Below are 19,974 nucleotides of genomic sequence, written 5' to 3'. Positions count from 1 at the left end.
GCCGACGGACACCCGGCCCGCTCGCCGTGGCATGGCATCTGCAAAACCTTTCGCCGGACGCTTCGTTTCTCGCCGACAGCGCCGCTTCAACCCACGGGCAATGCACGTTGCGCGCGGGTCGACGCGCAGAGGGCCGCTCGCCGTGAGCTCCTGTCGACGTCAACGACATCGCAGTTCCACCTGTCCGGTCACCATCGAGGAGAGTCGAATGTTCACTCACGTTGCAAAACGATCGATGTCCATCCTTCTCGCGTCGCTTTTCGCGAGCATCACCCTGCTCGGCTGTCAGGTCGAGGTCGCCGAGGAGCCATCCCCCGACGTCGAGGTGGGCGAGGCGAGCCAGGAGTTGATCAACTGCAAGGGCCGGTGCGTCAGGTTCTTCTTGGCCTGCATCCGGTCGAGCGAAGAACCCGAATTGTGCACCGCCGAGCGGGATGCCTGCCTGGCGGACTGCGACGAGCAGACCTGCGAGCCCGGGGAGCCCGGGTGCTGCCAGGGTCAGCCGACCTGCTGGTAGTCGCCTCTCCCCCGCCCTGCCGGGATGACGGAACCGCCAAGGCGCCATAAGACGCCAAGATGATTGGGATTATCCTTGGCGCCCTCGGCGCCTTGGCGGTTCAAAAGACCCACCGTCAGTCAAAGTACCCCACCACCCTGGAGAGGGCGACGCAGGGAACGCAGGCCGCGACGCGGCATGCTACACAGGGTCCTGTGAGCCTGGGCGAGAGCGTGATCATCTGCCCGGGGTGCAGCGCGGAGAACTCACCCTTCAACCCGCGTTGCACCCGCTGCGAGGCGCTGCTCTCGGAGGAGCCGCGGTCGCGCTCCACAACCGCCGACGAGCCCCCGTCGAGGCAGTCGACCTCCCGCGACGAGCACGTGTCCTCGAGCGTCACGATCGATCCGCTCGCAAGCACGGTTGTCGTCCCGGACGGGGGAGCGCCCGTGCCTCCGGCGCCGCCCGGGGCCGAGGCGTCGCTCGATCTGCGCCCGGGCACGAAGCTCGGCCGGTTCGAGGTGCTCGATCGCCTCGGCGAGGGCGGCATGGGCGTGGTGGTGCGAGCGCGCGATCACGTGCTCGGCCGCGACGTGGCGATCAAGGTGCTGCGGCCCGAGGTGCTGGGGCGATCGGGCGCGGCGACGGCGCTCGCGCGGCTCGTCCGCGAGGCGCAGGCCATGGCGAGGATCAAGCACCCCAACGTCGTCACGGTGCACGAAGTCGACGCCTCGGCCGGGCAGGTGCGCGTGGTGATGGAGCACGTCGACGGCCGGACGCTGCGCGCGTTCTGCGCGGAGAAGCGGCGGCCCGCCTCGGAGGTCGTGGCGGCCTTCCTCCAGGCGGGCAAAGGGCTGTCGCAGGTGCACCACGCGGGGCTCGTGCACCGCGATTTCAAGCCCGACAACGTCCTTGTCGGCGCCGACGGCCGCGTGCGCGTCACCGATTTCGGGCTCGCGGGGCTCGCGGAGGGCGAGGCCGGCGGCGGCGGCGCGGAGGCGGGGATCGAGGCCGCGCTCACGCGTTCGGGCTCGTTTCTGGGGACGCCCGTCTACATGGCGCCGGAGCAGCACCGGCGAGAGGCCGCGGATGCGCGGGCCGATCAGTATGCGTTCTGCGTGTCGCTGTGGGAGGCGCTCGCGGGCGAGCGTCCGTTCGCCGGCACGACCTACGACGAGCTGCGCGAGAACGTGGCGCTCGGGCGGGTGCGAGAGCCGCCGCGAGGGGCCGAGATGCCGGCGCGGATCCGCCGCTGTCTCGAGCGCGGGCTCTCCGTCGACCGGGACGCTCGATACCCCGACATGGACGGGCTGCTCGCCGATCTATCGAAGGATCCGGCGGCGGCGTGGAGGCGCGGGCTCGTCGCGGCGTCGGGCCTCGCGCTCGCGGGCCTGCTCGCGTTCGCTTTCGCGCGGCAGCCTGCGGACAGGCTCTGCAAGGGCGGCGAGGCGAGGCTCGCGGGCGTCTGGGACGAGGCGACGATGGCGAAGGTGCGGGCAGCGTTCGCCGGCACCGGGCGGCCGCACGCGGAGGACACGTACCGGCGCGTGGAGAAGGCGCTGGGCGATCGAGCGCGCGCGTGGGTCGCGATGTACGCCGACTCGTGCGAGGCCACGCATGTGAGGGGCGATCAGTCGGCCGGGCTGCTCGATCTCCGGACGCTGTGCCTGGAGCGCCGCCGCCAGGAGATGGGGGCGCTCACGGCGCTCTTCGCGCACGGGGCGGACGCCGAGGTGCTCGATCGATCGATCGAGGCGTCGCTCGCGCTCCCGGGCCTCGAGCGCTGCGCGGACGCGGGCGCGCTGACCGCGGCGATCCCGCCGCCCGCCGACGCCGCGGCGCGGGCCCGCATCGACGCGCTGCGGGGTCGCCTTGCCGAGGTCAGGGCCCTCGATGAGGCCGGCAAGTTCGGCGACGCGCTCGCGCTCGCGCGGCCGCTCGCCGACGAGGCCCGCGCGGCGGACCACGCCCAGATCGAGGCGGAGGCGCTGTTGATGCTCGGGCGCGCGGCGCGGGACGCGCACGACGCCCCGGCGGCGGAGGCGGCGCTCCGCGAGGCGCTGCGCGCGGCGGCGCGGGCCAGGGACGACGCCCTCGCGGCGGAGGCATGGCCGCAGCTCATCTACGTGGTCGGCTACCTGGGAGGCCGGCACGCCGACGCGCTCGCGCTGCAGCTGGCCGCCGAGGGCGCGGTCGAGCGGACGGGGGGCGACACGCTGGCGAGCGCGCGGCTGCTCGGCACGCTGGGCAGCGTGCTCGACGAGCAGGGGAAGTACGGCGAAGCAGCGCAGCACGTCGAGCGCGCCCTGGCCGGCCTCGAGAAGGCCCTTGGCCCGAGCCATCCCGAGGTCGGGGCGACGTGGAGCCGCCTGGGCACCGTCCTCCTCCACCTCGAGAGGTTCGATGACGCCGAGCGCGCCTACACGCGAGCGCTCGCCGTCCGAGAGGAGACGCTGGGCGCCTCTCATCCGAGCGTCGCGCTCACGCTCAACAGCCTGGGTCGCCTCTTCAACACCCAGGGCAAATACCGAGATGCGTTGCCCCGGATCGAGCGCGCCATCGCCATCCAGGAGAGGGCGCTCGGCCCCGATCACCCGTTTCTCGGGGCCTCCGTCAACAACCTCGGCAATGCGCTCGTCATGCTCGGCGAGACCGACGCTGCCAGGCGTGCTCACGAGCGGGTGCTCGCCATCCGGGAGAAGGCGCTCGGCCTCGATCACCCCGACGTGGCGTCATCGCTCAACAACATCGGGGCCGTCCTTGAGATGCAGCAGAAGTTCGCCGAGGCGACGCCCTATTACGAACGGTCGCTCGCGATCCGCGAGAAGGCGCTCGGCCCGGATCACGCGAACGTGGCCGCCTCGCTCGGCAACCTGGGGAGCGCGCTCGTCGCGCAGAAGAGGTATGCCGAGGGCCTGGTGCGCCTCGAGCGCGCCGCGGCGATCCAGGAGAAGGCCTTAGGCCCGAGCTCGCATGCGGTCGCGTCGATGCTCACCGGGATTGCCAGCGCCTACAACGAGAAGGGCGAGCCGGGAAAGGCGCGCCCGTTCGCCGAGCGGGCGCTCGCCATCTATGCGGCGAAAAGCGAGGGCGTCTCTCCGATCGAGCTCGCGGATACGCGCTTCCACGCGGCCCGGGCGCTCTGGGGCTCGGCGCGGGACCGGAAGCGGGCGGTCGAGCTCGCGACCCAGGCGCGCGACGCCTATGCGGCCGAAGAGGGGGAGTACGCGAAGCGCGCGCTCACGGCGGTAAACGGGTGGCTCGCGGAGCACGGCGGCGCTCGGTGAAAGGGGGGCCGCGCTCGGGGAGGAGCTCCCGAGCGGGCGGCAGGGGAACTCCCCTATCCTGCGCCCTCACCTACCCGCGGCTCTCGAATCTCGAGCTCGCGATCGCCATCGACTTTGGCGAGGTGAGAGTGAGGCAGGGTATCCATCGCGTGGTCAACGGACTGCGGGAATGACTTCACCCCTCTCCCTCAGATTCTACGGAGGAGCCCATTTTTCTTGACAGCCAGAACATCGAGATTGCTATCGTCGAGCATGCGTTCAGCCTTGTTCTTGCGCCGCTTCGCCCCCGTCATCCTCGTCGCGCCGCTCGCTGCGGCGCTCGGATGCGATGAGGCCGATACCCCGCGAAGCCGCGTGAAGGAGCAAGGCATCGGGGCGGCTGTCGCCGCGCTCACGGCGCCACGCTGGGACATGGCGCCGCCGATGAACGTCGCCCGGAGCAGGCACACGGCGACACGTTTGCTCGACGGGAAGGTCCTCGTGGCCGGCGGAGCGAGCGAGACGGCCGAGGTGTACGACCCCGCCACGAATACATGGGTGCTCGTCGCGCCGATGAGCACGCTGCACACCGGCCACACCGCGACGCTCCTTCCGGACGGCAGGGTCGTCGTGGCCGGCGGCGTGACCGAGGTCGTAGAGATCTACGACCCCGCCGCGGATGCATGGACGCTCGCCGCGCCGCTCGTCACGCCGCGCGAACGCCACACCGCGACGCTCCTGCCCGATGGCCGGATCCTCGTGGCCGCCGGCGAGTTCGAAGAGTGGGTGATGGGCTCGAGCGAGATCTACGATCCCGTCACGAATACGTGGACCGACGCGGGCCCCTTGGCGCAGGTGCGCTCCTCCCATACGGCCACGCTGCTGCCGAACGGCAAGGTCCTCGTGGTGGCCGGGGTGGACGCATCCGGCGACCCCATCGGCAGCGCGGAGATCTACGATCCGATTACGGGCACGTGGACCGCCGCGGGCTCGATCCAGAATCGGGAAGGGCACACCGCGACGCTCCTCGCGAATGGCAAGGTGCTCGTCGCCGGCGGCTACACCGATTATGGTGGTGAGGGGTTCTCCTCCACGAACCGCAGCGCGGCGCTCTACGATCCGGCGAGCGATACCTGGACGACCGCGACGCCGATGAACGTCACCCACCACAACCACACGGCCACGCCGCTCGCCGATGGCCGGGTGCTGGTCGCTGGCGGCGGCGCGCTCACGGAGGTCTACGATCCGGCGAGCGGGAGGTGGTCGCTCGGCAGGTACCTGAACATGGACCGGAGCCGCCACACCGCCACGGCGCTCGCAGGCGGGCGGGTGCTCGTGGCCGGCGGCGGGAGCGCGACCGTCGAGAGGCTCACCCTCGCGGCCCCGGGCGACTCCTGCCTCTTCGCGGGCGAATGCGCGAGCGGCTTCTGCGTCGACGGTGTCTGCTGCGATGCCGCGTGTGACGCGGGCTCGTGTGACGCGTGCGCGGTGAGCGCAGGCGCGTCGGCGAACGGCACCTGCACGCCGCTGAGCGGAGCCGTTTGCGGCAGCGCCGACGGCTGCACGGCGAACGGCGTCTGCCAGGCGGGCGCTTGCGTCGGGGCGTTGCCGGTCGGCTGCCAGTCCCCGTGGACGCCGGCCGGGAACATGCCCGTGCCGCGGCAAGACGGCACGTGGGCCGAGCTCGCCGATGGCCGCGTGCTCGTGGCCGGCGGGTACGACAACGACTGGAACGATACCCTGTCCGCGGACCTCTACGATCCGGCGACGAACGCCTGGAGCAGCGTCGCGTCGCTCTCGCAGGCGCGCCGCAAGCCCGCGTCGATCCGGGTCTCGACCGGCGAGATCCTCGTCGTGGGCGGTGATTCTCCGTCGACGGCCGAGGCATACGATCCGGCGAGCGATACGTGGATGCTCACCGGCGCCATGGTCGCGCACCACGATCCGAGCGTCGCTCTCTTGCGGCTCCCCGACGATCGTATCCTCGTCGTGGGCGGCGGGACGGCGGTCGCCGAGCTCTACGATCCGACGACGAAATCCTGGGACGCGACGGGCTCGCTCGGCGTCTCGCGCTCGGGGCACTCGGCGGTCCTCTTGCAAAACGGGAAGGTGCTGGTGAGCGGCGGCGCTGGCAATCCGGCGACGGCGGAGCTCTACGACCCGGCCACGGGGACGTTCTCCCCGGCGGGGACGCTGACCTTCGCGCATTCCGGGCACCAGGCGACGAGGCTGCTCGACGGCGGCGTGCTCGTGGTGAGCGGCAACGGCGCCGATCGGTATGACCCGGCCACGAACACCTGGACGCCGACGCAGGCGTTGCTCATGCCGCCCGCCGATTTCACGGCGACGCTGCTCGGTGATGGTCGGGTGCTGGTCATGGGCGCGCCGCACGTCGCGCACGCGCAGGTCTACGAGCCGGCGACGAATGACTGGACGGTGACCGGGCCCCTGGACGTCGCGCGCCGACGTCATACGGCCACGCTGCTCGGAAACGGAATGGTGCTCATCGCGGGCGGCACGGAATGGACGGGCGGCAGCCAGTGCGACCTCCGGAGCGCCGCGGTGTACGACCCCGGGACGAATGGCTGGTCGATGGTGCCGAACCTGAGCAGGCTACGCAGCTCTCCGTCGTCCGTGCTGCTCGATGGCAATCGCGTCCTGGTCTTCGGGGGGCTACTGGGAGGTTGCTCGTCCGGGGACGGCGACCCCGAGGCGCATGCAAGCACGGAGATTTACGAGGGCGGCGTCACCCCGGAGGGCAGCGGCGGAAGCGCAGGCGCGGGCGGGTCCGGCGGAATGGGCGGCTCCGGCGGCTCCGGCGGAAGCGCAGGCGACGGCGGGTCCGGCGGAATGGGCGGCTCCGGCGGCTCCGGCGGAAGCGCAGGCGACGGCGGAAGCGCAGGTGCGGGCGGAAGCGCAGGTGCGGGCGGAAGCGCAGGCGCGGGCGGAAGCGCAGGCGCGGGCGGAAGCGCAGGCGAGGGCGGAAGCGCGGGCGAGGGCGGAAGCGCAGGCAGCGCCGGTGGAATGGCCGGCTCCGGCGGTCAGGGCGGTATGGGTGGCGTGAGCGGCACCGGCGGCTCCGGCGACGGCGAAGAGCCGGGCGACGGCTGCCGCGCCGCACGCGGATCCGCGGAGAATAGCGGGAGCGGCTTCGCGGCCCTCGTGGCCCTGGGCGCCCTCTTCGCGCGCCGCCGCAGGCGCTGAAACGCGAGAAGGCTCTCGCAGGCTGTGGAGTGAAGGCGGCCCCTTCGATGCATGGGGAAGTGCCTCCTCAGAAGAATTTGTGGGTGAGCCATTCGGGCTCCGGCAGGTTCCCGAGCGTATGGTAGCTCTATTGCGGGAGGTCGGCCGGGGGAGCGAACCACCAGGCCGGACGCGCCGGTCAAGACCGGCGCATCCGGCTTGGCGGCTCAAAGGCCGGCGGCGTCCGTCACCCATCGAAGGCAGGGCGCCGGCCGCCTGCGCCGGCGACCCGGTGCTTCGCCAGGAGCTTCTGCAGGTAGGTCCGGTTGAACCCGGACTCCCGCGCCGCCTGCGACACGTTCCCCCCGTGCCGATCCATCAGCGCCACGAGGAACGCACGCTCCAGCTCGGCGACGCCCGCCTCGCGCGCCGCATCGAGCTCGTCGGCGGAGAGCCGCGAGAAGCGCGGCGCCAGGGGCCCGGGTCCTGCTGGCTGAGCCACATCGGACGGGAGCAGATCCACGTCGAGCTCCGGCCCCGTCGCCAGGATGCACGCGCGCTCCACCACGTGGGCGAGCTCGCGCACGTTGCCCGGATAAGCATGCTCGCGGAGCGCCCGCGCGGCGCGCTCCGTGAAGCGGGGCCGCTCGCCGGGGCGCTTCCAGCAGGTACGGAGGAAATGCTCGACGAGGAGCGGGACATCGCTCGCGCGCTCGCGCAGCGGCGGAATCTCGATCTCGATCACCTTGAGCCGGAAGTACAGGTCGCGCCGGAACTTCCCTGCCTCGACGAGCGCCGGCAGATCCTGGTGGGTCGCCGCGATCACGCGGACATCGACCTTGTCGGTCCGGTCGGAGCCCACGCGCTGGATCTCTCCGAACTGCAGGAAGCGCAGGAGCTTCGCCTGCACGTCGGGCGCGATCTCCGCGACCTCGTCGAGGAAGAGCGTGCCTCCCTGCGCCGACGCGACCCGCCCGACGCGGTCCCGGTCGGCCCCGGTGAACGCGCCTTTGACGTGGCCGAAGAGCTCCGACTCGAGGATGCTGCCCGGCAGCGCCGAGGTGTGCAGCGTGACGCAGGCCTTGCTGCGCCGCGGGCTGTTCACGTGGAGCGCGCGGGCGATGAGCTCCTTGCCGGTGCCCGTCTCCCCGCGGACGAGCACGGTCGCGTCCGAGTCGGCCACCTGCGCGACCGTCTTGAGGAGCGCGAGCATCCTGGCGTCCTGCGTGACGATGCCCTCGAAATCGTAGCGGGCGAAGAGATCGCGCTCGAGGCGCTGGCTCCGGCGGCGCAGCGCCTCGCGCTCGAGGGCCCGCTTGAGGAAGAGCCCTGCGAGCTCGGCGAACTCGGCGACGAAGCGGAGCGCCTCGGCGCTGGCGGCCCGGGACTTGTACTCCACGTAGACCGCGCCATAGACATCGGCGCCGTGGGCGAGGGGCGCCACGAGCGCGGCGGACGCGCCCGACTCCTCGAGGCTCTTGAGGAGCGAGGAGCGCGGCTCGTCGGCGTCCCTGGAGAGGTGGACGATCTGCCGCGTCTCGATGGCCTGCCGCACGAGGCCGCGGCTGAACTTGCGCTCCTTGTCGGAGATCTTCGCCTTGTCGAAGTGGACAGCGAACTTCTGCTCGTAGGAGCCGTCCTCACGGACGACGATGAAGCCGCGGTCGGCGCCGGTGGCCTCGAGGACGCGGCGGAGGACGAGCTCGGGGGCCTTCGCGTCGTCGTCCTCCGAGAGGAGGATCCTTACGATCTGAAGGAGCGAGGGGTAGAGATCCATGGCCGCAGCGCTCAGGGTACGATGAGGGGGGAAGGGTGCACAGAGCGATTTCCCGTGGCGTCGGCGGTTCCGCCGGGGAGCGTCGCGGCCAATGGCTGGTCGCCCGCGCGCGGCTTGGCCTGGCGCGAGTTGCTGGCCGGCGGCGTGGTCCGGGCTGCATCGGGTCGGGGCGGGGTCGCCTGCGCTGCCTGATACGGGGGCCCCGAGGATACCGCCGGAAGCGTCATGGAATCGTCCGGCAGACCAGAGATTGCGGGGTTAGCGCCTGCCACCGGCCGGTTCACGTCCTCCACGCATCAAAACTCACGGGAACCTGCCCGTTCGTGTCCTACTGCTCCCGGTTGACGGGTATTGCTGCGCACGCTCGCGATGGTCATCGATGAGATTGCTCGGCGGCGCATAACCCATCCTGAGCGCCAACACCTCTCGGCGAGCAGCCCGCCACGCACCACCTGAACATCCTTTCAACGCCAGACGATCATGACATATAGAACACCTGGTATTTCCATAAGTTAGACGACCCGATTCATCCGCGCACGTGTCGACGCCGAGAAAAGTAGACACCACCCTCTCAGCGCGCCTACCGTACACGTGTGAGATTGTCACAGGTTGCTATCAAACGATTCAAGTCGATCAAAGAGCTGTCGCTCACGATTCCTGCAAGAGATGAAAGGCGACAAGGATCAGCGGACTTCGTATCGATCGTTGGAGAAAACAACGTAGGCAAGTCGTCCATCCTTGAGGCGATTCGATTGGCATGCCCCGGCAGCAGCAAACCAACAATCGATCAGTTTCGGAACCTTGATCCATCGATCGGACCGATCGAAGTCGAATTGGAATTCGACAAACTCACCGAGGCCGACAAGGAAAAGCATGCCGTAAGGGCCCACCTATTCACAGATGGCGGCATCGAAAAATACCGAATAAAGAAGGTGTGGAGAGCACCCGGGGTGGCCCCCGAGTCCTTCGCATACAGCCCCAACGACAGGCAGTACCGATTTCGCGAGTGGCCCGAGCTGAAGTCAAAAGCAGAGTTCGCAAACCTGGGACCAGAATGGAATGCGATTGTTGACGCAGCAGATGCAGCAGGAGCAAAGAAACTATCTAGACCGAGCAAAGACAGTTACCTTCGTGCCGCGGTGCAGCTAAATTCGCCTCTCATCGAAGAGACAGAGCCATGGTCACCGAATCCGGGCGGAAACCTGTCAAATCTCGATTCTGTGCTTCCCACCGTGATATGGGTACCGGCGCTTCGTGAGACCGGAGCCGAAGCGAATGTTAGCGAGAAGCAGTCTGCCGTTCGAAAAATTGTCAATGCACTGTTCGAGCAGCAGCTCTCGAAGCACGAAAGAGTGATCCGATTTCGCCGAGCAGCAGAGGAACTCGAGCAGCTCTTTGCATCAGACGGCAAGCACAAGATCGTAGCGAGCGTAGAATCGCAGATCACTTCCAAACTTAAAGAGCTGATAGATATTTGTGCAGATCTGCGATTTATTGCACCGGATGTAACTTCAGACCTGGCGAGCAAAACCGAATTTCGGGTGCTCGATGGTAACATTTCGACCCGTCCAGAGCACCAGGGGCACGGTGCACAGCGCTCGATTGTGCTCGCTTTGCTTCAGATGTGGGCCGAACAGCTACGGGTCATTGGAAGCTCCGATGCCTCTAGAACACTATTTCTCATTGAAGAGCCTGAAATCTATCTACATCCCGAGATGTGCCGCCGGATGCGAGACGCATTGCTTAGAATTTCTCAAAGCGGTGTGGGCCAAGTAATCTGCACTACGCACTCGCCCGTTTTTCTCGACCTCGCCGATCGCCATGACGGCATTGTTATTGTCAAGAAGGGAATTGGCAGCCCAGCAACGATTCAGCTCGCAAGAGACATATTTGGCCAGGACGAAGGGAACAAAGAGCGACGCTCTAGGCTGCGAATGATTCTAAACTTCGACTCCGCCGCCAACGAGGTCTTCTTCACAAGCAAGGTCACATTGGTCGAGGGCGACTGCGAGATTGCAGCAATCGATGCCATTGCCAGAAGATTATGCCACATCGGAGAGATTCACTGGCCTACTTACCTTGCGGCACGCAGATCTGTTGCTGTCATCAACTGCAGGGGGAAGTGGACGATTCCCGCGTTTCAGATCATTCTGAATGAGTTCGGGATCAAGTACCGCGTGGTACATGATGAAGATGATACAGACGAGGCCACACGAGCAAACGACCAGATTGGAGCCCTTTTGCCCTTACAGGACTGTCGTCTTGTTCATCGACCGAACTTTGAGAAGCAAATGTTCGGCAAGAGCTGGACACGCGACAAGCCCTGGAAGGCCACTGTTGCGATCGAGTCCACTGAGGTCATTGACCAACCACTGCGCGAGTTCTTTGAGCATGTGTTACATGAAAAGATTGAGCGCCTATGTCCAACGAAAGACGACGTTGCCGTTGGCAACCTGGCGACCACGGCACTCCAGCAGGCACCAAAGCGCAATCTTCGAAACCAGCTAAGGAAGCTGAATGTTCCCGATCACGTAATTCAGGCAGCTCATCGGGTCGAGCAGATCTTTAGGCTACCTGCTGGACCGAATTTCTCCCCCGATATATCCGAAGCTGCCCAGTTGTTCCGCATAGAAGGATCGCGCGCGAGCGCATTCGCTATAGTGACAGGCGACTCAATGGAAGACACTCTGGCCAGTGGCGACGTTGTGGCCTTGGATTTTCTTGATTCGGTATACCTGGAACCCGTGAATGACAACAAGGACAAGATCACGAAAGACTCGTTCTGTTCCCGGGTTAAGCATGACGAAATATATGTCATAGCAATTAACGATGACATTGAGCTCAGGGCCTACACAATTAAGAGGGTCAGGGTGCACGAGTTGGTATCTGGTGGCTGGCTCTGTCAGATTTCGGCGGATAATCCAGAGAATCCGTGGGGCGAACGTGGTCATGTCGAGATTCGCAGAACGGATAGGGTCCACTTTGCGGCCAGGGTTGTCGGTATTGTCACTGCTTCGGAAGCGGCGGAGAAGCGCGAGACGGTGATCGTTCCGAGCACGCACGAGTGACCGTGGCCGATTCAATGGAGGCAATTCCCGCGTCGCAGACGGTTCCTGATGAAGGGCCTCGACCTCCGTGTTGTCGAGGTGGCTCATTTCCCGCTCCCCTCGAAAAGGCGACGCCATCACCACATCATCCACACGTCGAAGGCCCGCCTTCACTCCACCGCCTGCGAGTCTCCCCTCCCCGCGTCCCCTCGAGGTTCACCCCCTGATGGTCGCGCCATGGATATGCGCCGCAAGATCGGCGTACTTCATCCGAAACCGCCCGCACCCCTCCGGCAGCGGCGCGCGGGGCGGGATCCCCTGGCAGCTGTCCACCCCCGCAGGATTGCGCAGAATCACCGAGACAGGCGCGCCGTCGGACCCCCTCTCGATCTTCTCGCCCGCGACCCAGTGATACCCACCTTCCCATTTCATGAGAACCGGCACCTTCTCCCCGCGCCCCAGGGCCCCAGCGACATCGTCAGCGACGGACGCCCCGCTGCGCAGCAGCGCCGACACGCTCGTATAGCTGCCGCCCATGATGTCCTGGAACAGGCTCGTGAAATTGCCGAGCGGGACGCGCGAGTCGCCCCCCAGAGCAGCCCAGAACGAGTCGTTGTCCTCGGGGTTGTCGTAATCGAAGATCCAGCTCATCAGGGTCGCGTGGTTCATGAGCGCGGACTGGAACAGCCGGTCGATGTCGATGCGGCCCGAGGCGTCGCGCTGGATCGCGTTGCGCGGCATCCTGAGCACGCGGCCCGAGCGCAGCGTCACCTCGCCCGCCTCCCGCGTGATCCCGTCGAGGAGCCGCGTGAACTCGGCCGGATCGGCGCGCAGCAGGACGTACTCCATCGTTCCCGCGCCGCAGGTGCCGTGGCGCGCCCCCTGCTTGACGCGCAGCGGGTTGTCCGCGTGCCGGATCGCCTGCGCGAGCACGAGGTGCGGATCGATGCCGCCCTCGAGCACGAGCCTGCCATCGCGCCGGACGCCCGCCATGGTCGCGAGGTTCGGCAGGAGCGCCCCCGCGTGCAGCCGGCCCGCGGCGAGCAGCCTGTCGAGCGCGGCCAGCGCGCGCGCGTCGCCCCCGAGCGCGCGCCGGACCTCGTCGAGGCGCGCGCTCCGATCGGCGGCGAGCGCGCCGGCAGCGGTGGTCGCAAGCCCATCGCCGACGGAGTCCACGGCGGGCGGCGGCGAGTCCGGGTCCGGCTCGGCCCCGGGCACGACCCGCGGGAGCCTGTTCGCGTCCGTGAAATAGCCCTGATCGTGGCGCGAGGCCACGGCGGACGCCTGAACCGCGGACGGCTTGCGGCCGAGCGCCGCCACCTCCTCCGGGCTGAGCCCCGCGGCCCTGGCCATGGCCTCGTCGAGCGCCACCGTGCGCCGGGCTCCGAGGCGCCTGTCGAGGGCGGCGATCGTCGCGGCGTCCACGATGCCCGTCTGCGGCAGGCCCTCCGCGGCTTGCAGCGCGACGATGGCGGCGTGCGTCTTCGGCCCGAACGAGCCGTCGGCCTTCATCGCCTCGCCGATCTTGCCGAGCGCCTCTTGCAGGACGCGCACGCCGTCGCCGTGCGCCCCCTGCGCGAGCGTCGCCGCGCCCGCCGCGACCGCGCTCAACACCTCGTTCGACGCGAGCTCGGGGGCGCCGAGCCCTGTGTTCCCGCTGTCCCCCATGGGTCCCCTCCTGCGATCACCAGGCGCGCTGGATCCGTCCCAGGATACCACGCCGCGCCCGTCGGTGCGCGCGTCAGGCGGCGCTGCGGTGCGCGCTGGTTCGGCACCGCGAAGTCGCGCTCTCGATCGTGGGACTCCTTTCTATCTCTCTCCTCGGGTCGCGACGATCCGCCCGGTGCAAAGAGCCTTCAGCTCTTGCCGAGCGTCTGCTGGAGCTCACACGAGCGCAACAGCCGCCCTCTGTTCGGCGGGCAAGGCATCCAGCGCCCGCAGCGCATCCATGATCTGGCCTCTCGCAAAGACCTGAGTTTGACCACTGAACGGATTCAACGCCGCATTCCGTCCCGCCAGGAGCGCGCGCCCGAGCCCACACAGCACGTCGATATACCGGTCGTCCAGCGCGGATCAGGCTGGCAACGCGCTCGCGCGAGCTGCGCCGCGCTCGGCCGCATGTGCCCTCTTTCGCGCGCAGCGCAGGGCGTGAGACGATGCCGGCCGGAGGATCAGCCATGAAACCGATCGCAGGAGCAGCAGCGGAGGGCGGGCATCTGGAGCTAGGGATGTTCGGCCCGAACGGCACGGGCCACTCGATGTCGAAGGTCCCCGAGCGCTGGTATCCCACCTGGGAGAACAACCGCGACCTGGCGCTCGCAGCCGAGGCGGCGGGCCTGGATTTCCACATCCCATTCGCGCGCTGGAAGGGCTACGGCGGCGAATCCGACCCTCAGGGCGCCACGCTGGACCCCATCGTCTGGGCGGCGGGCATCCTCGCGATCACGAAGCGGATCAAGGTCTTCACGACCGTGCACACGCCCTTCGTGCACCCCATCGTCATGGCGAAGCACCTGGCCACGATGGACCACATCGGCCCCGGGCGCGTCGGCCTGAACATCGTCACCGGCTGGGACAAGGAAGAGTTCGAGATGTTCGGCATTCCCCTGCGCGAGCATGATGAGCGCTACGAGTACACGAAGGACTGGCTCGACGTGATGCGCGCGCTGTGGACGGCAAACGGGCCCGGCCATCATCGGGGCAAATTCTTCGACCTTCCCGGGCTCATCGGGGAGCCGAAGCCGCGTGGCAAGATCACCCTGATGAACGCGGGGACGTCCAGCGCCGGCCGGGCCTTCGCGATCGAGCGCTGCGATCTGCTGTTCAACATCCTCGTCTCTCCCGAGGCGTGCCGGGAGGAGGTCGCGACGGTCAAGGAGGCAGCGCGCCGCGCGGGTCGCTCCATCGACGTGTACACGACGGCCTGCATCGTCTGTCGTCCCACCCGGAAGCAGGCCGAGGAGTACCACGATTATTTCTCCCGCGAGATGGCCGACTGGCCCGCGACCGACAACCTCATGCAGCTGCTCGGGATGGGCTGTCAGTCCTTCTCCCCGGAGTTTTACGCCATGTTCCGGCAGCGATTCGCCGCGGCGCACGGGCACTACTCGATCGTCGGCGATCCGGGCCATGTGGCCGAGGAGATCCGGCGCATCCGTGACACGGGCGTCCGGGGCCTCACCCTCGGATTCATCGACTACACCAGCGAGTTCTCGTACTTCAAGGATGAAGTGATGCCACGCCTCGTCGACCTGGGCGTCCGCCGGCCGCCTGGCTGATCCCGCGGTCATGGTTCCTGGCCCGCTGAGCCCACGTCGAAGTGGCGCTCGGGCTCGGCATCGAGACATCCTGGCCAGGAAATCCGCTTGTGCTCGCTCGGCGAAGACACGCCCCGGCTTCACCTCCGAGAGCCGGCGTAGCTGGTTGCCTGTTCAAGGCGGCCGGCGGAGACAAGCAGAACGCCTCACGTGCAGCCCTGGGCCGGCCGCGCGTCCGCTGGCAGCCGCATCGTGAACGTCGTGCCGCGACCGGGAGCGCTGTCCACATGGACGCTCCCGCCGTGGGCTTCGGCGCAGGCGCGTACCAGCATCAGACCGAGGCCCCACCCGTGTGCGCCGTGCTCGCCTGCGGCGCGCGTGAACGGATCGAACAGCGTCTCTTGCGCCTCCGGCGGGATCGGCGCGCCCTCGTTGTGCACGCTCACCTCGACCCCGTCCCGCAGCTTCGTGATGGCGACGGCGATCGGCGCGTCCTTCGCGCCGTACTTCAGCGCATTCGAGATCAGGTTCCAGAGCGCGCGTCGCAGCTCCGAGGCACCCCAGATCCCTCGGACGCCGTCGTCTGCATGCAGCACGATGCGGCCAGGGTGATCGGCCGCGATTTCGTCGACGAGCTCGCGGCCGAGCTCGCTCAGGTTGCACTCCTCGAGCGTGACCGAGAGACGCCGGCCGGCGTGAATCCGATCGGCGTCGAGCAGATCGGTCACCATGCGGTCCGCCCGATCCAGGTTGCGGACGACGACCTCGACCCGCTTCGCGACGTCCGGCCCGCTCGCGTCCGGCTGCGCGGCGAGCAGCGTCGCAGCCATCCTCGCGGCCGAAAGCGGACCGCGGAGATCGTGCGCCAGGACCGAGACGAACTGGTTTCGTAGCTCGCGCGCGACGCGCAGGGCACCGAGCTGATCGAGCAGCTCCGTGTAGAGTCTGGCGTTATCGAGGTGGAGCGCGAGCCGCTCGCCGACCGCCGCGATGCGCCGCGCCTCACGGGCGGTGAACGTCCGCTTTTCACGGAGGCCGATGTACAGGACACCCATGAGAGAACGCTGCGGCGGAAGACGGATGCCGAGCAGCGAATGGATGCCGCTGTGCCGGAGTCTATCCGGCACGTCGAGCAACGTGGTCTCCACGTCGCGCATCGACATCGCATAGTCCTGCAAGGCGACGGCGCCTGCGAAGGACGATGCGTCGACGGCTCGCACGTACTCAACGAACGGCTCATCGGCCATGCCCACCGAAGCGACCATCTCCAGCTTCCCGGTCCCGATGTCGTGCAACAGCAGCGCAGCCGTGTCGGCGTCCATCGACGCCATGACGACCTCGAGGACCTTCCTCAAACGCCCCGACGACAGGGGCGCCTCTCCGCCGAAAGGCTGCAAGAACGGGTCATGGAGCAGCCGCAGGTAGCGCTTCTCGGTTTGCTCGTCCTCCAGGAGGTGTTGCCGGAACGCTTGCGCTATGAACACGGAACGGGCGTGGATCTCGGCGAAGAGGCGCTCGATCTCCTCCAAGCTCGGCTGCTCTTCGGCGGCTGCGGTGGACCAGGTGCGCGCGATCGCGCGCTGGAGGATGGCGAACTCTTCCAGCGCCTCCTCGAGGCTGAAGCCGGCACGCAAGCGGGAGGACAGATGGCTCTCGATGAGCTCGTTTCGCTCGCGGCGCACGTCCTCCCCGTCCCATCCACGCGCGAGCGACCGCACGTACTTGGGCAGCATGTTCGTCAGCTCGGGGCTCGCCAGCCCCCGCGCCGTCGCTGCCCTGTTCGCTTCGCTGGCCCACGTTTCGACGATCTCTGATGCGCGCGCCGCGATGATCTGTTTGATCGTCCGCATCGACACCCTCACATCCTTGTCGAGATGATCCTTAAGAGGCTCGACGGGGCTCCTGCCAGTGCGCGTCACCAGGCTCCGGATCACGCCACCCGAGCGCTTGGACGCCTTCCCAGATCTCCCGGTAAGCGAAACCCGCACGCACTCGGGCTCGCCCTGGTGATCGCGGTCGTAGCCCTGCCCCGGTCACCGCCCCGACCGGCGCGCCGACCTCGTCTGCTCTCACCGCCTTGCCTCGCCGCCCGCCCCCGGGCAGGCTTCGCCCATGGGCCGGCCCGCCGAGGAGCAGCGCCGCGCCACGTACGCCGACCTCGGCGCCGTCCCGCCGAACAAGGAGGCGGAGCTCGTCGGCGGCACCCTGCACGTGCTCCCCCGGCCGGCGCCGCGACGCTGGGGACCCGCGGCCGTCTACCGCGACGCCGCGCGCGTTCGCGTCGTGCCGTTCGAGGCCATCGAGCTCGACCTGTCCGTGCTCTGGGCGGAGTAGCAGGCTGCTGCGCCGTAAACGCCCGGCCATCGCTATGGGCACAACCGATTCTGGTATCCTGCGCGCCCCTCGCCCGGCCCGGGCGGGGCGAAAGCCCAGGACGCGCCAATGACCCATCCGCGCCGCGACATCGTGCTCCCCGACAGCCGGCCAGTCTTCCAGAACGAAGAGCGTAAGCGTCCCGCGAGATTCGGCGCTGCGCCGCGCGTTGTGAGCTTGGTGGCATGCCTCCTGATGGCGGGGGTTGCGTGCGGGGAAAACGACCCCGCTCCGGCTGCATCCGGGCAGGGCGGCGCTGGCGGAACCGGCGGCGACGCCGGCGCTGGTGGAACCGGCGGCCAGGGCGGTGCGGGTGGAGTCTGAAGTGGGGTCCGCTCGCGACGACCGCCGACAGCTACGCCTGGGCGGACGCCGACGAGATCGTCGCGTTCGCCGAGGAGCACGAGCAGGCCATCAAGGGCCACACCTTCGTCTGGCACCAGCAGACCCCGTCCTGGCTCAACGAGGACATGAGCGCGGACGAGCTGAGGGCCGCCTTGAAGAGCCACATCGAGACGACCCTGGCCCGCTACCGGGGCCGCATCCGCGCCTGGGATGTCGTCAATGAAGCCGTGGATATCAACAGCGGCTCCAAATACACCGAGAGCATCTTCTGGCGGAAGCTCGGGCCCACCTACATCGAGGACGCGTTCCGCTGGGCGCGCGCCGCCGATCCCGACGTCCTGCTCTTCTACAACGAGGTGGGCATCGAGCGCATCGGGCCCAAATCGGACTTCACCTACGAGATGATACGGGATCTCCTGGCGAGGGGCGTGCCCATCGACGGCATCGGCTTCCAGTCGCACATCTCGATTCATCGTTATCCGGCGGAGAGCAACCTCCGCGCGAACATCCGCCGCTTCGCGGACCTGGGCTTGAAGGTCAACATCAGCGAGCTCGACGCGCGCACCCTCCTGTTGCCCGGCACGCGCGACAGCCGCTGGCAGGCGCAGCGCGTGGCCTTTCAGCAGATCGTGGGCGCCTGCGTGGCCGAGCCCGCCTGCGAGGCGGTGACGTTCTGGGGCTTCACCGACAAGCACTCCTGGATCAACGACGACGGCGACCCCGACGACGCGCTCTTGTACGACCGAGAGTATGTGGCCAAGCCGGCCTACGAGGGCACGCTGGACGGGCTGCGCGGTCTGCGCTCCGTCGTGGGAGACAATGTCCTCGAGAACGGAGATTTCGCGAGCGGCGACGCAAGCTGGGCGGCGACGGGCGGGGAGCTCAGCGTGGGCGCCGCGCGCGAGCGCGAAGGTGCTGCAGCCTGCGTGAGCGGACGGACCGAGGCGAGCCACGGGCTCCGCCAGGAAGCCCTGGTGGAGCCGCTCTCCGCAGGGGGCCCGTTCACGTTCTCCAGCTGGATACGTGTGGGCGGCGCCAGCGGCCAGACCGTCAATGCCGCCCTGACGATCACCGAGGAAGGGCAAGCGCCGCGAGACCTCTCGCTCGCCACCATCGTGGCCGCCGACGGGCGCTGGATCGAGCTCGCGGGCAACTTCGGCCTCGGCTTCGACGCGGCGCCTGCCGCCGTCGAGCTCAAGCTTTACGGACCATCGGCTGACGTGGAGCTGTGCGTGGCCGACGTGAAGATCCAGCCCTTGTCCGCGCGCTGACCCAAGTGTCGGTGAATGAGGCGCGCCGCGAGAGGTTGACCGCGTCCTGACGAATCCCGGCATTTTGTTCGCATTTTTAGCGAAAAATTGAACAGGGAGACGGGTAGATTGGTGGGATTTAACTCCCCGTCTCCCCGCCTCCCTGTGAATTTTCCCGAAAATTCGAGGGGATGCTTCAGGTCGGCGTCGCGAGGGGCAGCGCTCGCGCCTCGCCCTACACGAGCGGCGCTCCCTGGACGGATCGGCGAGTCCTCCGGCTGCGCACGAGCGGCGCAGTCCGGGTTGCCTTGACGGCGCCTGCCTCGGTAGGTACGTTGTGATCACGTAGGCTGAACATGAAAACCCGCCTAGTCCGCATCGGCAATTCCAAGGGAGTCCGGCTCCCGAAGCCCCTCATCGAGCAAGCAGGCTTGACCGAGGAGGTCGAGCTCCAGGTGCGTGGCAATACCATCATCATTGCCGCACGAAAGTCGCCTCGAAGCGGCTGGGCGGAAGCCGCTCAGCGGTTGCATGCCGAGGACGGCGACCCGATGCTCGACGCTCCCACGCCGACACGCTTCGACGAGGCCGAATGGCAGTGGTAGGCGTGAAACCGGTCCGTCGCGGGGATGTCTTCCTCATCGATCTGGACCCGACCCGCGGAAGCGAGATCCAGAAGACGCGCCCCTGCGTCGTGGTCTCGCCGGACGAGCTCAACGCGCATCTGCGCACGGTCATCGTGGCGCCGCTCACGACAGGAGGGCAGCCTTACCCGTTCCGCGTCGCGTGCCGCTTCTCGAACAAGAGCGGGCACGTCGTCATCGATCAGCTTCGCACCGTCGACCGGGAGCGTCTCGTCCGCCATCTTGGTCGCATATCGCCGGCGACCTTCACGCGCATCCTGGCCGTCCTTCAGGAAATGTTCTCTCCCTGAGCGGAGGAACGCGCACCGCCGAACACCACAGAGATAGAATGGGTTC

Annotated in this window: 12 protein-coding genes; 9 read left to right on the top strand and 3 right to left on the bottom strand. The window is 67.9% G+C overall.

Translation table 11 applies throughout. The features are described 5' to 3' along the window. The first annotated feature begins 235 nt into the window (after positions 1-235). The 3 genes from WMF39_RS46925 (at position 236) to WMF39_RS46915 (ending at position 6,966) form a co-directional block, all read left to right on the top strand. Complete coding sequence (locus WMF39_RS46925; RefSeq protein WP_437742933.1) at positions 236-517, top strand: hypothetical protein; 282 nt, start codon at positions 236-238, stop codon at positions 515-517. Between the two features lie 194 nt (positions 518-711). Next, the gene (locus WMF39_RS46920; protein ID WP_437742932.1) at positions 712-3,783 is read left to right on the top strand and encodes a tetratricopeptide repeat protein; all 3,072 of its coding nucleotides are present in this window, start codon (positions 712-714) and stop codon (positions 3,781-3,783) included. Positions 3,784-4,035: 252 nt separating this feature from the next. Continuing rightward, positions 4,036-6,966: a Kelch repeat-containing protein gene (locus tag WMF39_RS46915; protein WP_437742931.1), complete on the top strand. Its 2,931-nt coding sequence runs from the start codon at positions 4,036-4,038 to the stop codon at positions 6,964-6,966. Positions 6,967-7,192: 226 nt separating this feature from the next. Here WMF39_RS46915 and WMF39_RS46910 read toward each other — a convergent pair whose 3' ends face one another. Beyond that, complete coding sequence (locus WMF39_RS46910; protein ID WP_437742930.1) at positions 7,193-8,722, bottom strand: sigma-54-dependent Fis family transcriptional regulator; 1,530 nt, start codon at positions 8,720-8,722, stop codon at positions 7,193-7,195. A gap of 593 nt (positions 8,723-9,315) precedes the next feature. On the opposite strand from WMF39_RS46910, the gene WMF39_RS46905 reads away from it, so the two are divergent. Next, on the top strand, positions 9,316-11,790 hold the full coding sequence (locus tag WMF39_RS46905) for an AAA family ATPase (RefSeq protein WP_437742929.1): 2,475 nt from the start codon (positions 9,316-9,318) through the stop codon (positions 11,788-11,790). Positions 11,791-11,985: 195 nt separating this feature from the next. Here WMF39_RS46905 and WMF39_RS46900 read toward each other — a convergent pair whose 3' ends face one another. Beyond that, complete coding sequence (locus WMF39_RS46900) at positions 11,986-13,437, bottom strand: peptidoglycan-binding domain-containing protein (RefSeq protein ID WP_437742928.1); 1,452 nt, start codon at positions 13,435-13,437, stop codon at positions 11,986-11,988. Positions 13,438-13,946: 509 nt separating this feature from the next. Between WMF39_RS46900 and WMF39_RS46895 the strand changes: the two genes are divergently transcribed. After that, a complete protein-coding gene (locus WMF39_RS46895) occupies positions 13,947-15,047 on the top strand; it encodes an LLM class flavin-dependent oxidoreductase (protein ID WP_437742927.1) in 1,101 nt (366 codons plus the stop codon). Between the two features lie 185 nt (positions 15,048-15,232). Here WMF39_RS46895 and WMF39_RS46890 read toward each other — a convergent pair whose 3' ends face one another. After that, positions 15,233-16,876, bottom strand: a complete 1,644-nt coding sequence (locus WMF39_RS46890; protein ID WP_437742926.1) for an ATP-binding protein — start codon at positions 16,874-16,876, stop codon at positions 15,233-15,235. A 262-nt stretch (positions 16,877-17,138) separates the two neighbouring features. On the opposite strand from WMF39_RS46890, the gene WMF39_RS46885 reads away from it, so the two are divergent. The 4 genes from WMF39_RS46885 to WMF39_RS46870 all read left to right on the top strand — a co-directional run bounded on the left by WMF39_RS46885 (position 17,139) and on the right by WMF39_RS46870 (position 19,928). Beyond that, positions 17,139-17,360, top strand: a complete 222-nt coding sequence (locus WMF39_RS46885; RefSeq protein ID WP_437742925.1) for a hypothetical protein — start codon at positions 17,139-17,141, stop codon at positions 17,358-17,360. Positions 17,361-17,608: 248 nt separating this feature from the next. Further along, positions 17,609-19,015 (top strand): endo-1,4-beta-xylanase, encoded by a 1,407-nt coding sequence (locus WMF39_RS46880; RefSeq protein WP_437742924.1) that lies wholly within the window; start codon positions 17,609-17,611, stop codon positions 19,013-19,015. A gap of 335 nt (positions 19,016-19,350) precedes the next feature. After that, entirely contained in the window at positions 19,351-19,599 is a 249-nt protein-coding gene (locus WMF39_RS46875; RefSeq protein ID WP_437742923.1) for an AbrB/MazE/SpoVT family DNA-binding domain-containing protein, read from the top strand. Then, positions 19,587-19,928: a type II toxin-antitoxin system PemK/MazF family toxin gene (locus tag WMF39_RS46870; RefSeq protein ID WP_276596792.1), complete on the top strand. Its 342-nt coding sequence runs from the start codon at positions 19,587-19,589 to the stop codon at positions 19,926-19,928. Before WMF39_RS46875 ends, WMF39_RS46870 begins: the two co-directional genes overlap by 13 nt. The last annotated feature ends 46 nt before the right edge of the window (positions 19,929-19,974 follow it).

It is taken from the genome of Sorangium sp. So ce1504, from assembly GCF_051521635.1.
In the GTDB taxonomy this organism is placed as follows: domain Bacteria; phylum Myxococcota_A; class Polyangia; order Polyangiales; family Polyangiaceae; genus Sorangium; species Sorangium cellulosum_B.
The sequence above is the reverse complement of the archived record's forward strand: the minus strand, read 5'-3'. Positions and strand labels throughout refer to the sequence as shown.